The sequence below is a fragment of the Pseudomonas sp. G.S.17 genome, from assembly GCF_038096165.1.
In the GTDB taxonomy this organism is placed as follows: Bacteria; Pseudomonadota; Gammaproteobacteria; order Pseudomonadales; family Pseudomonadaceae; genus Aquipseudomonas.
On sequence record NZ_CP151076.1, the window covers coordinates 3,785,704 to 3,804,189 of the forward strand.

14 protein-coding genes and 1 pseudogene are annotated in these 18,486 nt (G+C 60.3%); 4 read left to right on the forward strand and 11 right to left on the reverse strand.

Going from position 1 to position 18,486, the window contains the following annotated elements:
* Window positions 1–383: 383 nt before the first annotated feature.
* The 8 genes from moaA to AABC73_RS17890 all read right to left on the reverse strand — a co-directional run bounded on the left by moaA (window position 384) and on the right by AABC73_RS17890 (window position 11,863).
* Entirely contained in the window at window positions 384–1,376 is a 993-nt protein-coding gene (gene moaA / locus AABC73_RS17855) for a GTP 3',8-cyclase MoaA (RefSeq protein ID WP_341520323.1), read from the reverse strand.
* A gap of 25 nt (window positions 1,377–1,401) precedes the next feature.
* Window positions 1,402–2,358: a peptidylprolyl isomerase gene (locus tag AABC73_RS17860; RefSeq protein ID WP_341520324.1), complete on the reverse strand. Its 957-nt coding sequence runs from the start codon at window positions 2,356–2,358 to the stop codon at window positions 1,402–1,404.
* Between the two features lie 10 nt (window positions 2,359–2,368).
* On the reverse strand, window positions 2,369–3,049 hold the full coding sequence (narI, locus tag AABC73_RS17865) for a respiratory nitrate reductase subunit gamma (protein ID WP_331148784.1): 681 nt from the start codon (window positions 3,047–3,049) through the stop codon (window positions 2,369–2,371).
* Entirely contained in the window at window positions 3,042–3,797 is a 756-nt protein-coding gene (gene narJ / locus AABC73_RS17870; protein WP_341520325.1) for a nitrate reductase molybdenum cofactor assembly chaperone, read from the reverse strand. Before narJ ends, narI begins: the two co-directional genes overlap by 8 nt.
* Window positions 3,798–3,799: 2 nt before the next feature.
* Window positions 3,800–5,338, reverse strand: coding sequence for a nitrate reductase subunit beta (gene narH / locus AABC73_RS17875; protein ID WP_020291114.1), 1,539 nt, complete (start codon window positions 5,336–5,338; stop codon window positions 3,800–3,802).
* A gap of 1 nt (window position 5,339) precedes the next feature.
* On the reverse strand, window positions 5,340–9,113 hold the full coding sequence (locus AABC73_RS17880) for a nitrate reductase subunit alpha (protein WP_341520326.1): 3,774 nt from the start codon (window positions 9,111–9,113) through the stop codon (window positions 5,340–5,342).
* A gap of 70 nt (window positions 9,114–9,183) precedes the next feature.
* On the reverse strand, window positions 9,184–10,581 hold the full coding sequence (locus AABC73_RS17885; protein WP_341520327.1) for a NarK family nitrate/nitrite MFS transporter: 1,398 nt from the start codon (window positions 10,579–10,581) through the stop codon (window positions 9,184–9,186).
* Window positions 10,559–11,863: a nitrate/nitrite transporter gene (locus AABC73_RS17890; RefSeq protein ID WP_341520328.1), complete on the reverse strand. Its 1,305-nt coding sequence runs from the start codon at window positions 11,861–11,863 to the stop codon at window positions 10,559–10,561. Before AABC73_RS17890 ends, AABC73_RS17885 begins: the two co-directional genes overlap by 23 nt.
* A gap of 304 nt (window positions 11,864–12,167) precedes the next feature.
* On the opposite strand from AABC73_RS17890, the gene AABC73_RS17895 reads away from it, so the two are divergent.
* From AABC73_RS17895 to AABC73_RS17910, 4 genes and pseudogenes are all read left to right on the forward strand, one after another.
* Complete coding sequence (locus AABC73_RS17895) at window positions 12,168–13,970, forward strand: HAMP domain-containing protein (protein WP_341520329.1); 1,803 nt, start codon at window positions 12,168–12,170, stop codon at window positions 13,968–13,970.
* Complete coding sequence (gene narL, locus AABC73_RS17900; RefSeq protein ID WP_341520330.1) at window positions 13,967–14,614, forward strand: two-component system response regulator NarL; 648 nt, start codon at window positions 13,967–13,969, stop codon at window positions 14,612–14,614. The genes AABC73_RS17895 and narL overlap by 4 nt, the downstream gene beginning before the upstream one ends.
* An 86-nt stretch (window positions 14,615–14,700) precedes the next feature.
* On the forward strand, window positions 14,701–15,378 hold the full coding sequence (locus tag AABC73_RS17905) for a Crp/Fnr family transcriptional regulator (protein ID WP_341520331.1): 678 nt from the start codon (window positions 14,701–14,703) through the stop codon (window positions 15,376–15,378).
* Window positions 15,379–15,452: 74 nt separating this feature from the next.
* Window positions 15,453–15,602, forward strand: a pseudogene (locus tag AABC73_RS17910) (putative zinc-binding protein); the annotation flags it as partial.
* Window positions 15,603–16,090: 488 nt separating this feature from the next.
* On the opposite strand, the gene AABC73_RS17915 reads toward AABC73_RS17910, so the two are convergent.
* From AABC73_RS17915 to AABC73_RS17925, 3 genes are read right to left on the reverse strand one after another with little or no spacing between them, the layout of a single operon-like run.
* Entirely contained in the window at window positions 16,091–16,558 is a 468-nt protein-coding gene (locus tag AABC73_RS17915) for an SCP2 sterol-binding domain-containing protein (protein ID WP_341520332.1), read from the reverse strand.
* Window positions 16,552–17,442 carry a U32 family peptidase gene (locus tag AABC73_RS17920; protein ID WP_341520333.1) on the reverse strand — a complete coding sequence of 297 codons (891 nt, stop codon included), beginning with the start codon at window positions 17,440–17,442 and terminating at the stop codon, window positions 16,552–16,554. Before AABC73_RS17920 ends, AABC73_RS17915 begins: the two co-directional genes overlap by 7 nt.
* A gap of 10 nt (window positions 17,443–17,452) precedes the next feature.
* Window positions 17,453–18,448 (reverse strand): peptidase U32 family protein, encoded by a 996-nt coding sequence (locus AABC73_RS17925; RefSeq protein WP_331148941.1) that lies wholly within the window; start codon window positions 18,446–18,448, stop codon window positions 17,453–17,455.
* Between the last annotated feature and the right edge of the window lie 38 nt (window positions 18,449–18,486).

The following is an 18,486-nucleotide window of genomic DNA, read 5'->3' on the forward strand; positions in this document are numbered from 1 at the left end:
GCAAAAAAACCGCCTGAAGGCGGCCTGAAAAACCTTTCATGGTGGGAGCGAGCTTGCTCGCGAAGAGGCCATCACATCTAACATCAGAGTTGACTGACAGACCGCTATCGCTAGCAATCTCGCTCCCACCGGAGTCATGCGTACATTCAGTTGTTGCGGTAACGGCTATTTAAGGTTCCGGCCTGACGGCGGATCACTTTCGAAAAGCGAGGCGGCCTGAAAGCCGACCTGATTGAGTGAGCTTGCCTCGCGGTTTTCGTTGTTTGCGACATTGCATTAGCCAATGAATTCCTACAGGTGACCGCCACGCTCCAACGGAACCGAGATCAGCGCTACGCTTGCAGGCAAACATAGAATCCCCCGCAGTGGCTTTTCCGGGCGCGTCAACCCCCGCTCATGTTCATGAACCGCACGATTTGCACCTCCCCTTCGGGGCTGAAATCGTGACGCAACGGCTTGCCCCGCAGGGCTTTGTGGACCGCGTCGATCAGAGGTTGATCATCCAGCGGATAACGCCGCAGCAGGCCGCGTAAATCCAGGGCATCGTCCTGGCCCAGACAGAGTAAAAGCTTGCCTTCAACGGTCATTCGCACCCGGTTGCAGCTACCACAAAAGTTGTGACTGTTGGGCGATATGAAACCGATCCGGGTATCGGGATGGCGCTCCAGACGCACGTAGCGCGCCGGGCCGCCGCTGTTTTCGGTGCTGTCGAGCAAGCGATGACGACTGCCGATCAGCGCCCGCACTTCGTCGCTGGAGCAGAACGACTCGCCCCGTGAACGACCCACGTCGCCCAAGGGCATTTCTTCGATGAAACTGATGTCGATGTGTTGATCGATGGCGTACTGCACCAGGCCCAGGACTTCATCGAAGTTGCGCCCCTTCATCACCACACAGTTGAGTTTGATGCGTTCGAACCCCGCGCTGCGCGCCGCTTCGATGCCACTGAGCACTTGATCCAGATCGCCGTTGCGGGTGATCGCGCGAAACTTCTCCCCGTTCAGGCTATCGAGGCTGATGTTCATCCGCTTGACCCCCGCGTCCACCAGCGGTCGCGCCAGACGGCCCAGTTGCGAGCCGTTGCTGGTCATCACCAGTTCACGCAGCCCAGGCAGCGCCGCGATGTTGCGACACAGGTCGACAATGCCGGGACGAATCAGCGGTTCGCCGCCAGTGAGGCGAATTTTGCGTACGCCCAGGCCGACGAACAGCGTTGCGAGGCGCTGCAATTCTTCCAGCGTCAGCACCTGCTGACGCGGCAGGAAGGTCATGTTTTTCGCCATGCAATACACACAGCGAAAATCACAACGGTCCGTTACCGACATCCGCAGATAGTCGATCTGGCGGCCAAAACCATCCTGCATTACAGCGTTCATCACATCTCCCGGTTTGCCTCGAGGCTCACTGCACCAGCGGTGAATCGGCACCCTGCAAGTGGATGCCACGAATATCCGCCGCGCCAATCAGGGTTTGCAGGTATTGCACCAGGGCTTTTTGCCAGACGCCTTGCTGCAACTGCGTGCGGATCGCCGTGGATACCACCTCATAAGGCAATGGCATGCCTTCGATACGCTGGTCGATACTGATCACATGCCAGCCATAACGGCTTTCCAGTGGCTTGCTCGCCAGCCCCGGCGCCAGGGTGAACAACTGACGCTCCAGTTCGGGCACGGTCTGGCCTTTGCTGATCTGCCCCAACGAACCGCCCTGAGCCTTCGACGGGCAGGCCGAATAACTCACGGCCAGCTCGGCGAAACTACCGGGAAACTCTTCCAGCCGCTGGAGCAGGACTTCGGCTTGATCATGGGCCAGGGCACGGGCCTCGGCATCGTCCGGCGCACACTCCAGCAGGATGTGTCGCACCGCCAGCAATGGCGCGCTGTGAAAACGCCCGCGATTGTTTTCGTAGTAGCGAAGACTGGTTTCCTCGTCACACTGAGGCACATGCACCTCACGCTCGAGCAACAAGCGCGTGGCTGCCTCTTCTTCGTTCTCACCCGCGCCGATCTCCATCGACACGCCGAGCTCGGCAATGCGTTGCTGCAACAGCTCACGAATCACCAGGGCCCGGGCGGCGTGATAAACCGCCTCCTCGCGGCTTTGCGCCGGGTGGTATTGCAGCTCCTGCGCCATTGCCTCCGAGGTGATCGGCACCTCGTTGACGCTGATGATCGGCCATTCCTGTTCGCTGCTGGCGATCAACTGCGCCGGAGCGTCATCGGCCGCCTGCTCAAGCGGCAGGGCTTCAAACTGCACCGCTGCGGCTGGCGCGATGTCGAGAACCACTTCCGCTTTTTTTGAAGAACCGCAGCCACCGCTGCCCCCATTACCGCCGCCACATCCACATCCACCTGACATGATTGTCTCCTCAGATCTTCTGCCGAACGATTTGATAACGACGTCCCAGGTACCAGATCGGTGCACTGATCATGTGTACGAGACGGGTGAAGGGGAACAGCACGAACAAGGTCAAACCGAGAAACACATGCAGCTTGTAAGTCAGCCCGACCGGCGCAATGGACGCCGCCGCTTCCATCGGCCGTAACAGCACGGTGTTCTGTGCCCAGTCGGCGAGCATCACCATGACCGAACCATCCATATGCGCTGTGGAGGCAACGATGGTCAGCAGGCCGAGGAGCAATTGCGCCAGCAGCACCAGCAGAATCAGGATGTCCGAAGGGCTGGACGTGGCGCGGACCCGAGGATCGCTCAGGCGCCGTTTGACCAGCATCAGCAGACCGATCAGGCACAGCAGGCCGAAGAACCCGCCAGAGACCATCGCCAGCAACTGCTTGTTCTCAGTGCTGATCAGATGGTGATAAACCGACGCCGGGGTCAGCAGGCCGACGAAGTGTCCGGCCAGCACGAACAACACACCCACGTGAAACAGGTTGCTCGCCACGCGCATGCCGCTCTGGTTGAGCATCTGGCTGGAGCCCGCCCGCCAGGTGTACTGCGACAGATCGAAGCGTGCCCAGCTGCCGATCAGGCAAACCGCCAGGGCCACATAGGGGTAAACCCCGAACAACAACAGATCCCATTTAGACATTGTCCACTTCCTTGGCTGGCGCGGCGGCCAACCCATCATGCTGAAAATCCACCCAGTGCAGCGGCACCGCACTTTCTTCGCGAGCTTTGCCCGGAGCGCTTGGCAGCGAACTGCAACGGTCCTGCTGTTCGGCCTGGAGAAAGTCCACGGCCTCCTCTTCCCAGATTTTGTCGAGGGCTTCGAGGGAGTCGTCGCGAGGCTCTGCGGCGACTTGCGCGCGCAGGTCGGCCACCGCTTGATGAGGTTCGGCGCCGGCAATTTGCAGCAGCGCGCGGAAGCAACTGGCGTAAGCGCTTTCACGCTCTTCCAGACGCGCCGCGAGCAAGGCCAGCAAGTGCGAGACATCCGCCAGGCCCTCGCGGGCCTCGATATCTTCGCGGGTGGAAAGGAACTCCAGATACAGCGGGATATAGTCGGGAAGTTCTTTGACGCCGATGGCAAAACCGGCGGCTTCGTATTGCGCCATCATGTCGACCATGGCCTGGCCACGGTCGCGGGATTCGCCGTGCACGTGCTCGAACAACAGCAACGAAAGCGAACGCCCCCGGCCGAACAGCGCACCGTAATGCTCCTGGCCATCCATCAGGTCATTGCCGCAAATCAGCTCCAGCAAGTCGAACAACGCACCGCGCTGCTTGGGGCTGATTTCCCGGGACTGGATAATCGCCTGTTCCAGCTCATCGCGACCGCCTGTCAGCGTCTCGGTCGGATAGTCGAGCAACAGCGAAATCACTTTGAGAATTTGCATGCTTACTCCTCCCACAACTGGACGGTTTTCAGGATGTCGCGACGATTGGCCTTCTTGGCGCCGAACATATTGGTGTCGGAACTGCCGCTGCAGCCGCTGCCGAAACTGAAGCCGCAACCGGAGCGCTCGGCGAAGGCGTCGCTCATGGCGTCTTCACGGTGTGCGCTCGGTACCACAAAGCGGTCTTCATAGTTGGCGATCGCCAGGTAGCGGTACATTTCCTCGACCTGTTCCACGCTCAGGCCGACATCCGCCAGTACTTGCAGGTCCTGCACGCCGTCCACCTGCTGGGAACGTTTATAGGCGCGCATCGCCAGCAAGCGTTTCAGCGCACGCTTCACCGGTTTTTCATCGCCCGCCGTCAGCAGGTTGGCCAGGTACTTGAGTGGGATACGCAGGCTGTCGACATCCGGAATCACCCCGTTCATGCCCACAGTGCCAGCGGTGGCCGCGTTTTGAATCGGCGACAGCGGCGGCACGTACCAGACCATCGGCAAGGTGCGGTATTCCGGGTGCAACGGCAGTGCGAGCTTCCAGTCCACGGCCATTTTGTAGACTGGCGAGCGTTGTGCCGAGTCGATCACCGACTGTGGCACGCCGTCGGCCAGCGCCTGACGGATCACCGCCGGGTCGTTTGGATCGAGGAAGATCTCCAGTTGTTTCTCGTACAGATCCTGCTCATTGGCGGTGCTCGCCACCTCGCTGATGCGGTCGGCGTCATACAGCAGCACACCGAGGTAACGGATCCGGCCGACACAGGTTTCGGCGCAGACCGTCGGCATCCCGGCTTCGATACGCGGGTAGCAGAAGATGCATTTCTCGGATTTGCCGCTTTTCCAGTTGAAATAGATCTTCTTGTACGGGCAGCCGCTGATGCACATGCGCCAGCCACGGCATTTTTCCTGGTCAATCAGGACGATGCCGTCTTCTTCACGCTTGTAGATCGCGCCGCTCGGGCACGAGGCGGCGCACGTCGGGTTGAGGCAGTGCTCGCACAGGCGCGGCAGATACATCATGAACGTGTTTTCGTACTCGCCGTAAATGTCAGCCTGAATCTTGTCGAAGTTCTTGTCCTTGCGACGCTTGGCGAATTCAGTACCGAGGATTTCTTCCCAGTTCGGGCCCCACTCGATTTTCTCCATGCGCTTGCCGGAGATCAGCGAACGCGGACGGGCCGTTGGCTGGTGCTCGCCCAGCGGCGCGGTGTGCAGGTGTTGATAGTCGAAGTCGAACGGCTCGTAGTAATCGTCGAGGCTCGGCAGGTCAGGGTTGGCGAAAATGTTCGCCAACACCCGGAATTTGCCACCAATGCGCGGGTTGATCGTGCCATTGGCGTTGCGGATCCAGCCGCCCTTCCACTTGTCCTGGTTTTCCCATTCTTTCGGGTAGCCGATCCCGGGTTTCGATTCGACGTTGTTGAACCAGGCGTATTCCATGCCTTCACGACTGGTCCAGACGTTTTTGCAGGTGATCGAACAGGTGTGGCAACCGATGCATTTGTCCAGGTTCAGAACCATGCCGATCTGTGAGCGAATTTTCATCTCAGTTCTCCTCGATATCGGTCGGCAGGGGACGTGGCAAATCATCGCCACTTGAACCATCGAGCCAGTCGACTTTGGCCATCTTGCGCACCACGACGAATTCATCGCGGTTGCAACCGACCGTGCCGTAATAGTTGAAACCGTAAGCTTGCTGGGCGTAGCCACCGATCATGTGCGTTGGCTTGAGCACAACCCGGGTAACCGAGTTGTGGTGGCCGCCACGGGTCTTGGTGGTTTCCGAGCCGGGCACGTTCACGATCCGTTCCTGCGCGTGATACATCATCACCATGCCGTCCTTGACCCGCTGACTGACCACCGCCCGGGCGGTCAGCGCACCGTTGATGTTGAAGCACTCGATCCAGTCGTTGTCCTCGATACCGGCGCGTTTTGCGTCGTTTTCCGAGAGCCAGACAATCGGTCCGCCACGGCTGAGGGTCAGCATCAGCAAGTTGTCGCTGTAGGTGCTGTGGATGCCCCATTTCTGGTGCGGGGTGATCCAGTTCAGGACGATTTCGATCTCGCCGTTGCTGCGCTTGCCTTTCACCCCTTCAATGGTGCGGGTGTTGACGGGCGGGCGATAACTCATCAACTGCTCGCCAAACGCCTGCATCCACGGGTGATCCTGGTAGAACTGCTGGCGACCGGTGATGGTGCGCCACGGGATCCCTTCGTGAACGTTGGTGTAGCCGGCGTTGTAGCTGACGTGATCGTCCTCGAGCCCCGACCAGGTCGGGCTGGAGATGATCTTGCGCGGCTGAGCCTGAATATCGCGGAAACGAATCGCCTCGTGGGCCTTGGACAGCGCCAGGTGGCTGTGGTCGATGCCGGTGAATTCCGACAGCGCAGCCCAGGCCTTCACGGCAACCTGACCATTGGTTTCCGGTGCCAGGGACAGAATCACTTCCGCCGCATCGATGGCTGTGTCGATTTTCGGCCGACCGTGGCTGATACCGGCATCGCCTTCGTGGTGATTGAGCTCACCGAGGAATTTCACTTCATCTTCGGTGTTCCAGTTGATGCCCTTGCCGCCGTTGCCATGTTTTTCCAGCATCGGGCCCAGCGAGGTGAACTGTTTGTAGATGTTTGGATAATCACGCTCGACCACATGCAGGTTCGGCGCGTTCTTGCCCGGCTCCGGTGCCACACCGGCACTTTTCCAGTCGGTACCGCCAAAGGGTTGGGCCAGTTCGCCAACGCTGTCGTGCATCAGTGGAATGGTCACCAGATCCTTTTCGACCCCAAGATGCCCTTCGGACATGCTGGAAAACGCCTTGGCGATGCCTTTGTAGATTTCCCAGTCGGAACGCGATTCCCATGCCGGGTCGATGGCAGCCGACAACGGGTGAATGAAGGGGTGCATGTCCGAGGTGTTCATGTCGTCTTTTTCGTACCAGGTCGCAGTCGGCAAGACGATGTCGGAATAGACGCAGGTCGAGGACATGCGGAAGTCCAGCGTGGTGACCAGATCGAGCTTGCCGATGGCGCCCTCGTCCACCCATTCCGCTTCTTCGGGCTTGCAATCGCCGACCTGGCCGATGTCTTCGTTCATCACTCCGTTCTTGGTGCCGAGCAGGTACTTGAGCATGTACTCGTGGCCCTTGCCCGAGGAGCCCAGCAAGTTGGAGCGCCAGATGAACATGTTGCGCGGGAAGTTCACCGGGCTGTCCGGCTGTTCGCAGGCGAAGCGCAGCGAACCATCCTGCAGCGACTTGACCACGTAGTCCTTGGGGTCCATGCCGGCGGCGGCAGCGTCGCGGCATATATGCAGCGGGTTGGTGTTGAGTTGCGGCGCGCTGGGCAACCAACCGGCGCGTTCGGCGCGGATGTTGTAATCCAGGGCATGTTCCGGGAACTGCGACTTATCAGCCAATGGCGAGAGTACATCGTGCATGCTCATCTTCTCGTGACGCCACTGCGAGCTGTGGGCGTAGAAGAAGCTGGTGCCGTTCATCTGGCGCGGCGGACGGTTCCAGTCCAGGCCGAAGGCCAAAGGCAGCCAGCCGCATTGCGGACGGAGTTTTTCCTGGCCGACGTAATGCGCCCAACCGCCACCGGTCTGGCCAACACACCCGCAGAGCATGAGCATATTGATCAGCCCGCGGTAGTTCATGTCCATGTGGTACCAGTGGTTCATCGCCGCGCCGACGATGATCATCGAGCGACCCTTGGTCTTGTCGGCGTTATCGGCAAACTCACGGGCAATCTGGATGGCTTTCTCACGGCTCACGCCAGTGATCTGTTCCTGCCACGCCGGGGTGCCAGGCACCGAGGCGTCGTTGTAATCCTTGGCAACGTTGTCGCCGCCCAGGCCACGATCGATCGCCAGGTTGGCCGCAGACAAGTCGAACACCGTGGCGACCTTGGCCACGCTGCCGTCGGCCAGCACCACGTTATGCACCGGCACGCGGCGGTATTGCACGGCATCGCCCGCCACGTGCTGGAAGTGCTCGTGGGACTCACCAGCGAAATACGGGAACGCTACTTCGGCAACGTCATCGCCGATCAGGCTAAGCTTCAGGTCGATCTCACGGCCTTCGCCGCCTTCACGCGGGAGGATGTTCCACTTGCCCTTCTCGCCCCAGCGATAGCCGATGGAACCTTGAGGAGAAACCAGTTCACCGCTGACATCCAGGGCAATGGTTTTCCATTCCGGGTTGTTTTCCTGGCCGAGGTTGTCGGTCAGGTCACTGGCGCGCAGGAAGCGGTCCGGCTGATACCCGGCGCCCGGCGCCTTGTCGACCATCTGCTTGAGCAGCACCAGCACCGGCAAATCGGTGAAGCGCTTGGCGTAGTCAGTGAAATAGACGCTCGGTTTGTCCAGGTGGAATTCTTTGAAGATCACATGGTTGAACGCCTGGGCCAGCGCCGCATCGGTGCCTTGCTTAGGGTTCAGCCACAGGTCGGTGAGCTTGGCGACTTCCGAATAGTCCGGAGTGATCGCCACCGTCTTGGTCCCCTTGTAGCGGACTTCGGTAAAGAAGTGTGCATCCGGGGTGCGGGTCTGCGGAACATTGGAACCCCAGGCAATGATGTAGTTGGAGTTGTACCAGTCGGCCGATTCCGGCACGTCGGTCTGCTCGCCCCAGACCATCGGCGAGGCCGGTGGCAAGTCGCAGTACCAGTCGTAGAAGCTCAGGCATGCGCCGCCGATCAGCGACAGGTAACGCGAACCCGCCGCGTAGCTGACCATCGACATGGCCGGGATCGGCGAGAAACCGACGATCCGGTCCGGGCCGTATTGCTTGATGGTGTAGACGTTGGCTGCGGCAATGATCTCGTTGACTTCCTCCCAGTTGGAGCGAATGAAACCACCCATGCCGCGCTTGCTTTTATAGGAGTCGGCCTTGACCTTGTCCTCGACGATGCTGGCCCAGGCTTCAACCGGCGCCATGGTCTGGCGGGCGTCGCGCCACAGTTTGAGCAACGGCTTGCGGATTTTCGGGTACTTGAGGCGGTTGGCGCTATAGATGTACCAGCTGTAACTGGCGCCACGCGGGCAGCCACGGGGTTCATGGTTGGGCAGATCGTTGCGGGTGCGCGGGTAGTCGGTCTGCTGGGTTTCCCAGGTAATCAGGCCGTTCTTGACGTAGATTTTCCACGAGCAGGATCCGGTGCAGTTCACCCCGTGGGTGGAACGCACGATCTTGTCGTACTGCCAGCGGGAACGGTAGACGTTCTCCCAGTCACGAGACTCTTTGCGGGTCTCTCCATGACCGTCGGAAAATTCGTTTTGCTTGCGATTGAAAAACCGCAGTTGATCGAGTAAATGACTCACGGTGTAGTCCTCTCAGGCTTGCTGCGGGGTTCTGTGCCCCGCCCACGCAATGGTTGGATTTCGGGTCGTCTCAGCAGGGTGTCGCCGCGCCTTTGCGGGCGTACCACCACCAGGTCACGACGATGCAGCTCAGGTAGAAGCCGACAAACATGTAGAAGGCCATCTCCGGGCCGCCGGTCTGGGCCATGGAGGTGCCAAAGGATTTGGGGATGAAGAACGCACCGAAGGCGCCCATGGCCGAACTGAAGCCCAGGACCGCTGCCGACTCTTTGCCGGCATCCTTGAGTGCCTGTTCGCGCACGGCGGGCGATTTTCCGGCAGCGGCTTTTTCATGCTGGGTGCGGAAGATCACCGGGATCATGCGGAAGGTGGAGCCGTTGCCGATGCCGGTGGTGATGAACAGCAGCATGAACATGCCAAGGAAGCCGTAGAAGCTGCCGCCCGCGCCGTTCTGCGGCAGGAAGTGCATGACGCCGAAGACCATCGCGATCATCGCGACGAAGTTCCACAAGGTCACTTTCGCGCCGCCGAGCTTGTCCGCCAGCCAGCCGCCCAACGGACGCACCAGCGCGCCAACCAACGGGCCGAGGAAAGCGAATTTCAAGGCAATGACATCCGGGAACGAGGTTTTGATCAGCAATGGAAACGCTGCGGAAAAGCCGATGAACGAGCCGAAGGTCGCCAGGTACAGCCAGCACATCAACCAGTTGTGCTTGCGCTTGAAGATCACCGCCTGCTCGCTGAATGAAGCGCGGGCGCTGGACAGGTCATTCATGCCGAACCAGGCCAGCACGGTCACCAGAACAATGAATGGCACCCAGATGAACCCGGCGTTCTGCAGCCACAACTGGCTGCCGTCCGGCAGCACTTGAGCATTGCCGCCCATGAAGCCGAACACGCCGAAGGTAATCACCAGCGGCACACAGAACTGCATCACCGAGACGCCCAGGTTGCCCAGCCCGGCGTTGAGGCCTAGCGCTGTGCCCTGCTGGGACTTGGGATAAAAGAAGCTGATGTTGGACATGCTCGAAGCGAAATTGCCGCCGCCGAAACCGCAGAGCAAGGCAATCAGGACGAACACGCTGTACGAGGTGCTTGGATCCTGCACCGCGAAGCCCATCCAGATCGACGGCAACAGCAGCGACGCAGTGCTCACGGCGGTCCAGCGCCGACCACCGAAGATCGGCACCATGAACGAATAGAAGACGCGCAAGGTCGCACCGGACAAACCCGGCAACGCCGCGAGCCAGAACAGTTGATCGGTGGTGAAGCTGAAGCCGATGGCGTTCAAGCGCACGATCACCGTGCTCCAGACCATCCACACGGCAAAGGCCAGCAACAGCGCAGGGATGGAAATCCACAGGTTGCGGGTGGCAGTCTGTTTGCCGCTACTTCCCCAGAACGCAGGGTCCTCGGGGCGCCAGTCATGAATGACCGGGCCTTTGTCAGGCTTTTGCAGAACGGACATGTTCTTCTCCTTGGGCAATGCTGGAAAACGGGGACGAGGTCACTGGCGGCTGTTTGCCGAGCAGCGGACGCTTGCGTATTTCGCTGAAGTACATCCAGGTGAGGGAGACCCAGACCACGCCGTACATCAACATGAAGCAGGAAGAGCGCACGCCGGTGAGGTCCACCAGGGCGCCGAACAGGATCGGCAGGACGAAACCGCCCAGGCCACCCGCGAGGCCGACGATGCCGGACACGGCGCCCATGTTTTTCGGGTAGTCGTTGGCGATGTATTTGAAGACCGAAGCCTTGCCGAACGCGAAGGCGATGCCCATGACGAACAGCAGCATGGTGAACAGCGCCGGAGTGAGGCCGATGTGGAAATCAATCGGGCCGTTGATGGTCTGCACTTGCAATTGAGTCTGCGGGTAGGAAAGCAGGAACAGGCAGATCCAGCTGACCCACAACACCCACCAGGTCACGCTTTGCGCGCCCCAGCGATCCGACATCCAGCCGCCAACGGCGCGCAGCACACCACCGGGCAGGGAAAAACAGGCCGCCAGCAGCGCCGCGCTTTGCAGACTGAAACCGTATTCCTGCACGTAGTACTTGGTCATCCACAACGCGAGGGCGACGTAACCGCCGAAGACGATCGAGTAGTACTGGCAGTAGCGCCACACCGCCGGATCTTTCAGCGAACTCAATTGCTCGCGCAAGCTGGCGCCGCAAGCAATGCGGTGGTCCTTGTTTTCAGCGCTGAGAAACCAGAACAGCAGCGCGGTAATGAACAGGATTGCGCTGAAGACTTTCGGCACCAGCTGCCAGCTGCCGCCAGCAATCAATGCCGGGGCGAGAAATTTGGTCACCGCAGCGCCCGCGTTGCCCGCGCCGAAGATGCCCATAGCGAAGCCCTGATTCTCCTTGTCGAACCATTTGGCGACGTAGGCGATCCCCACCGAAAACGAACCACCGGCCAGGCCGACGAACAAGCCCAGCACCAGGAATTGCCAGTAGGCGGTGGCGTAGCTGATCAGGTACAGCGGCGCGACGCAGGACAGCATCAACAGGAAGAACACGCTGCGCCCGCCAAAACGGTCGGTCAGCAGACCCAGCGGCAGACGCACCAGGGAGCCGGTCAGCACCGGGGTCGCAGCCAGTAGGCCAAATTGGGTTTCGTTAAGCTGGAGCAGTTCCTTGATCGGTACCCCGAGCACCGCGAACATCATCCAGACCATAAAACACACAGTGAAGGCCAGTGTGCTCATGCCCAGCACCAAGCCTTGTCTTACACGCGGTGGGTTCACAATGCTCTCCAGTCAGTTAGCCATGGCGGCAGACTAGAGAGAGCAACCCCGCAAAAACATGATCCATGTCAACGAAGCCAAAGCGGCCTTAAGCCTATGCTTGCGCGGTCTACCTCTAAGGAGGTAGTTCCGGAGAACCCTGAAACCGGCGGTTTATCACCGTTCCAGGGGTTTCTTCCAAGGTTTTAGCTGACAAGGATCAGTCGACAACTCTTTAGAGGTAGCGCGCCCGGGATCGGCGGCAAACCCCCACTCTGGTGCTGCACATGCTCTGTTTTTCTGATTTCTTGCCGGATCGGCGCTGATGATGCGCTGGTTGCGCAGCTCCCTGCCGGCTCGCGCCGGGCTGGCGGTAATCCTGATCGCCGTGCTCGCCCTCGCCAGTTCGTTGAGCGCCGGACTGATCGCCTGGTTCAGCCAGGGCGACGCGGCGGCGATCAACACCGCAGGCTCGGTGCGCATGGAGACTTACCACCTGACCTGGAAGCTGGCCGCGGGTGTAGCCCCGGCAGAAATCGCTGCCATCACCGACAGCCTGCAAACCCGCCTCTACAGCCAGTCCCTCAAGGCTGTTCTGGAAGATGGCCCGAGCACCGATCTGCAAATCAGTTACGGGCAAATCCAGCAACGCTGGAACGAGGATCTTCGCCCGGCCCTTGAACGTGGCGATGCAAGCTCTTTTCAGGCCATTGCCCCGCCGTTCGTTGAACAACTGAACCAGTTCGTCAGCCTGTTGCAGCGCCAAAGCGAAGAAAAACAAAGCTGGCAACAGGTCATTCAAGGCCTGGCCTTGTTCACCACCCTGATTGTCCTGCTGCTCGGACTCTACGAATTGCAGTACGGCGTGGTCACCCCACTCAAGGAATTGGTGGATGCCACTCAGCGCTTTCGTCGCGGCGACTTTCAGGTACGGGTCAACCATCAGTCCCAGGACGAACTGGGCCAGTTGGCCATGAGTTTCAATGCCATGGCCGGGACCATCGAAGAATCCCATCGCACCCTGGAGAGCCAGGTCCAGCAAAAGACCGTGAACCTGCAACAGGCCAATGCCGCCCTGGAGTTGCTGTATCAAAGCAGCCGCAACCTGGCCACCCGCCTGGCCAATGCCGAAGGGCTGGATGACCTGATCCGGCGCTTTCAGCAACGCCTGCCCGGCTTGCGCCTGTCACTGTGCCTGCAAGGCCAGTCGCAGGCACCTGCCAAGCAGTTGCTCGCCCTGCACGGCGCGAACATCCGCGAAGTCTGCGCCAGCACCGATTGCGCCACGTGCCAGAAACACCACGAAGCGAAGCCGCAAACCTTCAGCATCAGCAATCAGGGCAGCGAACTGGGCGAGCTCAAGGCCCACTTTGTCGATGGCCACCCCACAAAAGCCTGGGAAACCCAACTGATCCAGGCCCTGGCCAATCTCATCGGCACCTCACTTTCGCTCAAACGCCAACGGGAACAGGATCATCGTCTGCTGTTGCTCGACGAACGCACGATCATTGCCCGCGAGCTCCACGATTCACTGGCCCAGGCCCTGTCCTACATGAAGCTGCAAGTCAGCCGCATGCAGACCCTGATACGCCGTGGCGAACCGGTGGAAACCCTGGCAACCGTCACTGCCGAATTGCGCGAGGGCCTGAACAATGCCTACCGCCAGTTGCGCGAACTGCTGACCACCTTCCGCTTGCAGATCAACGACGCCGGGCTGGTGCAAGAGCTCAAGGACACCGCCGAAGAGTTCTCCCGGCGCGGCGAATTTCAGGTGCACCTGCACGTCGACGCGCTGGCCTTCCAGCTCTCGGCCAGCGAACAGATCCACATCTTGCAGATCACCCGCGAGGCGCTTTCAAACTGCCTGCGCCACGCCCATGCACAAAACGCCTGGCTGCAACTGCGCCAGGTCGGCGAAACCGTCAGGCTCTCCATCGAAGACGACGGACGAGGCTTCAGCGGCAACGTTGACCAGCGCGAACATCACGGCCTGAACATCATGGATGAACGGGCTCGCAGCCTGCGCGGCCAGCTGCAGATAGTTTCCAGGACGCCGCAAGGCACCTGCGTCCAGCTGGAATTCCACCCGGAGTTTCTCGGACAGCACACAGAAGGTAGCGTCACATGACCTCACCCCGACAACACACCATCCTGCTGGTAGACGATCATCCGATGATGCGTCACGGCATCCGCCAGATGCTCGAACTCGAAGATGATTTCAAGATCGTCGGCGAAGCTGGCAACGGCGAAGAGGCACTGAGCCTGATCGAGCCGCTGCAACCGGATCTGGTCCTGCTCGATAACAACATGCCGCAGATGAATGGCATTGAAACCCTGCGCCGGTTACGGGCCATGTCCTACACCGGCAAGGTATTGCTGTTCACGGTGTCGGACGCCGAAGACGATATTCGCGACGCCCTGCGCCTGGATGCCGACGGCTATCTGCTCAAGGACATGGAACCGGAACTGTTGATCCCGTACATCCGCGATGCCCTGAACGGCGCCCTCGTCATCAGCCCCGGCCTGACCCGAGTCATGGCCCAGGCGCTGCGCTCACCGCCACGCCAGGCCGTGGTGGAACTGACCGAGCGCGAGCGGCAAGTGTTGAAAACCATCGCCAGCGGTTTCAGCAACAAGGTCATCGGACACAAGCTGGGCATCACCGAAGGAACGGTCAAGGTTCACGTCAAGAACCTGCTGCACAAACTCGGCTTGCGCTCGCGGGTCGAGGCGGCGGTGTGGGCCATGGAGCATCTGCGCAGCGCCGGCTGACGGATATCCCTCCTTGGAGGTAGGTCTGCGGAGGCATAGGTCATCCAGCCCGCGGCCTCTACTATGACTGTCAGCGGAGGTATCCCATGCTGACCCACCCTTCCATCATTTCAACGTTGCGCAGTCACCACTTGTTCAGCCAATTGCCGGACAAAGTCTTCGAGGAAGTTTGCAGCCTGGCGATGCTCAAGCGCCTGAGTTGTCACAGCACACTCATGCGCCAGGGCGATCCGGCCAAGCGTTTCTTCCTGCTGGTCAGCGGTCAGATCAAGTTGTATCGGCTCACCGGCGAAGGCCAGGAGAACCTGGTGGAGATCATCCAGCCCGGCCAGACCTTTGCCGAAGCCTTGCTGTTCAGCCAGGCCCGGCTTTACCCGGTCAGCGCCACGGCGTTGAAGGACAGCGTACTGGTCAGCATCGACGGTCACCATTACCGCAACGCCCTGGAGGATCAGCCGAAAGTCTGCCTGTCCATCCTGGCAAGCATGAGCATTCACTTGCATCTGCGCCTGCGGGATATCGACACCCTGACCATGACCAGTGCGAGCCGGCGGGTCATCAATTATCTGCTCCAGGAGCGCCACCCGGTCACCGGCCTGATTGTCTTGCAGGTGTCCAAACGCCTGGTGGCGTCGAAGCTGGGCATTCAACCGGAAACCTTTTCGCGGATCTTGCATCGTCTGGTGGAGTGCGGCCTGATTGCGATGGAGCGCCGCAATATCAGCATCCTCGCAGAAGAACAGGAGCTGGCGGCGTTCCAGTAAGCGGAATTGACGGCAATCAATGCGCAATGTCAACGGCCTTGCACACTGGTAGAGCCCAACAATGGAGAGCGTCAATGCCCCCTTCAACCCTGCCTTTGGTTTACTCCTGCTCCGGCTGCTCCAACGTTGCTCAATTGGCCAACAACCTGGCCGTGCGCCTGGACCGCAGCGGTCTTGCGGAAATGTCCTGCATCGCAGGCGTCGGCGGCCACGTGCCGGCGCTTTGGCTCGGCATGCCCGTAATCCGACATTGATTCGGAGGGTCGCCGCAAAGGGCCATCCCTGGCCCAGTGCGGCTAAACCGGCGTCCTGCCGGTTTACCCTCCACATCAACATCGAATTCCGGCCAGCGTGGTTTGACGGGGCGCTCAAGATCAAGATCAAAAACAGAGCAAAAGCGGCGTTGAATCTGTGTGGACGGTATCTCAACTGTAGGAGCGAATTTATTCGCGAGGCGTTCGTGGCGGCGACACAGATCTACGCCGTGATCGCTGGCCTCCTTGTGGGAGCGAGCTTGCTCGCGAAGGACGTCAACGATGACGCGTGCTGTCTGGGTAAACCCGGTGTCCATTCGTTTTTCGCGAGCAAGCTCGCTCCCACAGGTGGAATATGGTCCGCACAGGATCAACGCCGCTTCGGCAATTGATCAAAACCCCAAGCCGCCATCACCGCAGCAACGGATATGTCCCCGACCAAAAATAAAAGCCAACCATCAGGCCGCCAACCCCTTCCCCGCCCGCTCCAGATTGCGCCACAGCCACACCGGCAACACATCAGGATCAAGACTATCGATCAGATTCTTCAACGTCAGCCCCAACTCGGTATCCCCCTCGATGACCAACCGTCTGCGAAAGAACAGCGTATCCGGATCTTCCTGACGGCTGGCCAAAAGCAAAAACTCGCGCCAGTTGCCGCTGATGGTCACGTCTGCCGGGGCGTGCTCGGCGATCCGCAGGCCCTCGCGGCTCAGGGTCAGGTACCAGGACAACCCCAGATCCGGAATTCGCAGGCACAGCCAACGCCCACGCAACACTTCGAACTCCCCATCGCGCAACGGCTCGGCGAGACAGCGATTCAATGCCTGTTGCAACGCCAGGCGCTGCATGGCAAACGGCACGCGACGCACCAGCGGCAGCAAGCGGTCGGCACCCTTCAACAGCCATTTTTTTCGGTTCAGCACAGGCCGACCTCCTCGACGCGCAGCATGCCGGCCTGGCCATGCCAGTAACCATTGCACCCTTCGACGAACAGCGGAGGTGTCTCGCCCGAGCGGACCCGCTGATAGGCGCCGATGACCTCGGCCATGCCCTGGGCACGCGGGCTCAAACGCAACATGTCGGCCCCGCAGGCCACGAGCCCGGAATAGTCAGCCAGAAGATTGGCCACCTCGGCCGACATCGTTTGAATACCGTTGAGGGTGAACAACGATTGCCCTTCCTGACTGGTCAATGCCAGGCCGTCGGGGTAGTTGATGCAGCAAAACTGGCAATCATCCTTGGGTCGGTTTTCCGCCCGGGCAGTGAAGCAGCGTGCGGAATACGCCAGCGGCAAATGCCCATAGGCGAAGATTTCCACCTCCGGCACCTCACGGCCCAGTTCGCGAACCTGATCGAGCACGTCAGCAATCAGCGCCGCCGAACACTCCACGGGCGGCACCCAACGAGTCATGCCGCTGTCCAGCAGTTGCACCAGCGCGTGACCGTTGTACAAATTCAGAGCCGGACCGCCCACGAACGGCAACTTGCGCTCGGCCAGGAACTGCACCGCGCCCATGTCGTTGGCCTCGACCAGCAACTGGCCGTTGTCGCAGAGCCGACGCAGGCTGGAAAGCTCGGAAGCTGCTTCGATCAGCGTCAGGCTGGAAATCACCAACTGCGCCTGGCTGCATGCCTGCAACTCGCGTCCCAGTCCGAGCCATTGATCCAGGGAAAACGCCCGGCGTTTCGAACACACGGTTTCCCCCAGATAAATCACATCCAGGGGCAACGCCGACATCTCGGCGTAAAAGTGGCTGAGTTGTTCTTTGTCCCAGTAAAACAGGACCGGTCCAAGGCTGAGCTTCATGTTCCGTCCCTCATTGCCATGATCGATGATAAGCACCCAGGGTGGTCTGGCTGCCTTCGGACAAGCCGGCCAGCACCTGACGCCATTCTTCCTTGACCCGAAAATTGCCCGGCGCACCGCGATGGGCATCCAGTGCCGCCCGCCAGACGCGGGTGACTTGTTCGACATAGGCCGGACTGCGTTGGCGACCCTCGATTTTTACCGCTTCGACACCGATGGCCGCTAACTCCGGCAGCAAGTCCAGGGTGTCGAGGCTGGTGGGTTCCTCCAGCGCATGAAAGCGCTTGCCGTCGACCAGGAAGCGGCCTTTGCACAAGGTCGGGTAACCGGCCGGTTCGTCAGGGGTGTAGCGATCGATCAGCACTTCGCTCAGGCGCGCGCTCAAACCTTGGGCGTCCTCGCTCCAGCGCACCGCCTTGGCGGGCGAACAGACACCGCACAGGTTCGGCGACTCGCCGGTAATGTAGGAGGACAGGTGGCAACGCCCTTCAGCCATGATGCACAGACTGCCAAAACCGAACACTTCGATGGGTACCGGGCTGCTGGCGGCAACCTGACGGACCTGCGCCAATGACAGCACCCGCGGCAGCACCGCGCGACGAATGCCGTAGCGCTGCGCATAGAACTCTAATGCAGCGGCGTGCGTCGCCGAGCCCTGAACCGAGAGGTGCAACGCCAGTTGCGGATGACGTTGACTGGCGTAGTTGAGTACTCCGGGATCTGCGGCGATCAGTGCATCCACGCCAAAATCGGCGGCACGATCGACCGCCCGCTGCCAGCGCTCCCAGCCCTTGGGTTGCGGGTAAGTGTTGACGGCGACGTAGAGTTTGCGTTGATGCTGGCGGATGTGAGCGACGGCGGCGTCGAACTGTTTGTCGTCCATGTTCAGCCCCGCAAAATGCCGGGCGTTGGTGTCATCGCGAAAGCCGACGTAAACGGCATCGGCACCTTGGCGCACCGCCGCTTTAAGCGCAGGCAGGCTCCCTGCCGGGCAGACCAGTTGCATGGGTAATCCTCATGAAAAAACGCGTCTCGACCATCGCC